General features: G+C 49.5%; 6 protein-coding genes. All 6 read left to right on the top strand.

Features of this window, described 5'->3' with window-relative positions:
• On the top strand, positions 1 to 324 hold a 324-nt coding region (locus R8N49_RS24265), incomplete at its 5' end, for a D-Ala-D-Ala carboxypeptidase family metallohydrolase (protein WP_318190121.1).
• 40 nt (positions 325 to 364) lie between these two features.
• Complete coding sequence (locus R8N49_RS24260; protein WP_318190120.1) at positions 365 to 628, top strand: hypothetical protein; 264 nt, start codon at positions 365 to 367, stop codon at positions 626 to 628.
• 111 nt (positions 629 to 739) lie between these two features.
• Positions 740 to 982, top strand: coding sequence for a hypothetical protein (locus R8N49_RS24255; RefSeq protein ID WP_065274633.1), 243 nt, complete (start codon positions 740 to 742; stop codon positions 980 to 982).
• 342 nt (positions 983 to 1,324) lie between these two features.
• On the top strand, positions 1,325 to 1,684 hold the full coding sequence (locus R8N49_RS24250) for an HNH endonuclease signature motif containing protein (RefSeq protein ID WP_318190119.1): 360 nt from the start codon (positions 1,325 to 1,327) through the stop codon (positions 1,682 to 1,684).
• Between the two features lie 357 nt (positions 1,685 to 2,041).
• The gene (locus tag R8N49_RS24245) at positions 2,042 to 2,494 is read left to right on the top strand and encodes a phage terminase small subunit P27 family (RefSeq protein ID WP_065274631.1); all 453 of its coding nucleotides are present in this window, start codon (positions 2,042 to 2,044) and stop codon (positions 2,492 to 2,494) included.
• Positions 2,495 to 2,496: 2 nt separating this feature from the next.
• A partial coding sequence (locus R8N49_RS24240) for a terminase large subunit (protein WP_318190118.1) occupies positions 2,497 to 3,803 on the top strand: 1,307 nt, incomplete at its 3' end.

Below are 3,803 nucleotides of genomic sequence, written 5' to 3'. Positions count from 1 at the left end.
AAGTTGAACTGCTCCTGTGGATGTGGGAGCAACAAAGTGAGCCAATCAGCATTAGACCAGCTGCAGAAGGTTCGTGACGAGTTTGGTAAGGCAATGGTCGTTCGCTCTGGATATCGATGTGAAAAACATCCGAGTGAAGCGCGTAAAGAAAAGCCCGGGCAACACTTTAACGGCGTGGCCTTTGACATCGCTTGTAATAACGGGTTTGACCGCCTTCGTCTTGTAGAGATTGCTCGTAAGCATGGCGCGAGAGGGATTGGGATTGCAAAAACCTTTGTTCATCTGGATTGGCGGGAAGGGTTACCCGTAATGTGGACTTACTAACAAGCCGCCAGAACGGTCGCTTTTTTAATGGAGAAAGGAAATGAAAAAACTGTATCAGTTTACGGTCGCAGTGGTGGCTCTGCTGTTTGCGTCTGTTGCGCTGGCAAGTTCGGGAATGATTGAGCCCGATACGCCAGCTTGGGCTGCAGCTGCATTTGGCTTTGTCGCAACTGTAGTCGGGGTTGTTGCTCAGATTGATGCGCAAGTGTCTGAAGAGTTCAAACGTAAGTGGCCGTGGTGGCTGCGCTGGGTTTGGAATGCAGCTGCTGGCAACTATAAGCACGCACAGAATATCGGCAGTTAGTCGTGGGCTGGGCATCGTCGGTTCCGATTGTTGGAGCGCTCATCCTAAAAGTCATTGAAGCATGGGAACATCTTCAACGCGCCAAGCAAATTGAGCATCAGGAGCGAGAGTATGAAGATATCAAGCAAGATGCTAAAAGCCGCCATGCTCAGCGGTTTGGTCCTAGTAGTGGGCGGATGCGCGACAAGCCGTGATGTGTTTGTTCCTCCATGCAAGCCAGCAGCTCCTGTTCTTGAGTGGTACGAGCCTGACCAAGGTGGGATTTATTACCCGGAGCGCAGCGTCACTAACCTGATGTTGTACATCGAGCAGCTCAATGACTGCATTGACTACTACCAAGTTAATCCTGGTTAGTTCAACTATCCGGTAATTCCGGATAGTTAGCGAGTGTTCTTACTGGCTGCACTTGTTATCAGTTAAGCCAGCATGTGATAGCGACGAATCCCGCATGCATCCAATAGGAAGGGATAAGGATCGGTTAGCGCCCGATAGTGCATAAGTAGCTAAAAGAATTAGTGACCCAAGGCTACTGGCTGCCTTAAAGCCAGTTCTAACACCGCCAAAGGCAACGTATTGCTAGTGATTTGCAACGTCGTCGAGCGTCGCCAGGCTTCGGCCATTAAACAGCAGTGTCCACGGCGGTGACCCTTTAAATATCCTTTGTGTATTTAGTGAGTATTCAAAGGATATTTGATTATGCCTCCACGTACCCCTAAGCCTTGTCGTCACCCACATTGCGGTGGGCTGACTAATGACAAGAGTGGTTACTGTGATAAGCACCGCAACACTGGTTGGGAAGTTCATCAAGCAGGCCGCAACCGCCATCAGCGCGGTTATGGCAGCGATTGGGATAAGAGGCGCCGCATCATTCTTAAACGTGATAAGTATTTATGCCAAGAGTGTTTGCGTGGTGGTCGTGCCGTTCCCGCCAAAGATGTTGACCATATCAAGGCTAAGGAACATGGCGGAACAGATGAAGACAGCAACCTGGAGGCGCTATGTCGGGCATGTCACAAGGCAAAAACTGCACGGGAACGCATAAAACCACGGCTATAAAACGCAAAGAAGTGATCGTTTGTCAGATCAAAGTAGCGTTTTGGGTACCGATTTATTTAAAAACCTTGGTGCTGTTTTGTTGGTTGTTTGGTACCTACCCAGACCCTGTCAGAGTCACTGAGACGATAGTAGGAGGCACTAAGGTGATATCACCCCGAACCCATAAGCGGAAAGGTATCAGAGCGATATTAGGTCGCTTTTTATCGTCGTTCTCACGTATAGGGGGGAGGGGTAAATCTCTGTAGACTTTTCGATGGGTACCGCAGCCTCAGACAAATTTTTATACGCAATAAATAAGGATCTTTTTTTGACGCGCGAGATCACACATTTTCGCCGCTGAGTTTTGAGAGGTATTTTATGGCGCGAGCAGCTGGAGGTGGTCGAAAAGGTGGCAAAAGCACTATGCCATCTGCGCCTGCCCACGAAGCACTGATAAAAATTGATCCGCCAGATGAGTTACGTGATGACAACGCGCTGGCGATTTGGCAGACGCAAAGCCGTGTACTGATGGACAGAAAAATTCTGACTATCGACCATGGACCTTTGTTGTTGGCTTATTGCAATAGCTTCTCTTTGTACCTTCAAGCTGAGTTGGAAGTCTCTCGAGAAGGACTGACCGTTGATACACCGATGGGAGGACAGAAGAAAAACCCTAGCGTGAATGTTCGCCAGGATGCGTTGGCCAGTATGGTTCGTATTGGCAGTTTACTTGGACTAGACCCGTTATCCATTCGACGGATGACTGGTGGGGGGAGCGGTAGCAAGGACAGCGACGAAAACGAATTCGACGAATTCTTACCAGCGAGATAAGTATGGCTAAGTATCCGAACGTAAACGCCGCCGCGAAGTACGCGCGTGACGTGGTCAGCGGTCGGATCGTAGCTTGTAAGTATGTTATCCAGGCATGTCAGCGACATTTGGATGATCTCGAAAAGAGCAAAAGCAAAGCCTATCCGTACCGGTTTAACAAAGACAAAGCCGAAGGGGTTTGTCGTTTTATTCAGTTGCTTCCACACACCAAAGGTAAGTGGGCAAAAAAGCCACTTAAAGAGCGCCGCATCAGTCTGGAACCGTGGCAGTTGTTTATCCACGCGGCTCTTTATGGTTGGGAGCGAAAGAAAGACAAACGTCGCCGTTTTCGGGTGGCTTACGTTGAAGTACCACGAAAGAACGGGAAAAGCATCATTGCGGCAGGGAACGGGCTTTGGATGTTCGCCCCTGACAATGAGTATGGCGCTGAAGTTTACTGTGGCGCCACCACAGAGAAGCAGGCTTGGGAGGTGTTTAAGCCTGCTAAGAAAATGGCTGAAGCTCTACCGAACCTGCGTCGCTCATTCATGATTGAGGTCATGGCCAAGAAGATGGAACGGCCAGACGGCAGCATCTTCGAACCAGTTATCGGTGACCCGGGTGATGGTTCCAGTCCTCATTGCGCGATAGTCGATGAGTATCACGAGCATGATGGTCCTGAACTTTACGACACCATGTCGACAGGGATGGGCGCTCGCGAGCAGCCACTCATCTTTGTGATCACCACATCGGGTTACAACATCGCGGGCCCTTGTAAAGACTTGCATGATGACTTGGTCAAAATCTTAGAGGGTACCACTGACGACGATGAAGTCTTTGGCATCATCTACACGATTGATGAAGGCGACGATTGGACTGACCCTGCAGTACTGGCCAAAGCCAACCCAAACTTGGGGATCTCCGTGGATGAGGATTGGCTCAGAAGTCAGCAGTTGCGCGCAATCCGCAACCCTCGATATGCCAATACCTTCAAAACCAAGCACCTTAACCAGTGGGTTTCAGCCTCAAGCGCCTTTTTCAACATGGAGGATTGGAAGGCCGCTGAAGATACCAGTCTGATGATTGATGATTTCCAAGACAGCTCATGCTGGTTGTCTCTGGATTTGGCATCGAAAATCGATATCTGTAGCCAGGTGATGCTGTTTACACGTAAGGATGAGCGTAACCAACTGCATTTCTACATTTTCTCAAAGCACTACTTACCAGAAGAGACAGTGTTCGACCCAGACACCAAAAACCGCAAGGTCTACCAGAAGTGGGTGGCGACACCATGGTTGAACAGTGGTGGCAGTGCATTGATTTCAACGGA

The sequence above is a fragment of the Vibrio sp. 1978 genome (assembly GCF_033344345.1).
Note: the sequence above shows the minus strand (reverse complement) of the source record. Positions and strands in the feature narration are given on the sequence as shown.

Excerpts from the sequence above, each read along its gene's own strand:
- R8N49_RS24245 (WP_065274631.1), top strand. The coding sequence starts at position 2,042 with ATGGCGCGAGCAGCTGGAGGTGGTCGAAAAGGTGGCAAAAGCACTATG.
- R8N49_RS24250 (WP_318190119.1), top strand. The coding sequence starts at position 1,325 with ATGCCTCCACGTACCCCTAAGCCTTGTCGTCACCCACATTGCGGTGGG.
- R8N49_RS24260 (WP_318190120.1), top strand. The coding sequence starts at position 365 with ATGAAAAAACTGTATCAGTTTACGGTCGCAGTGGTGGCTCTGCTGTTT.
- R8N49_RS24255 (WP_065274633.1), top strand. The coding sequence starts at position 740 with ATGAAGATATCAAGCAAGATGCTAAAAGCCGCCATGCTCAGCGGTTTG.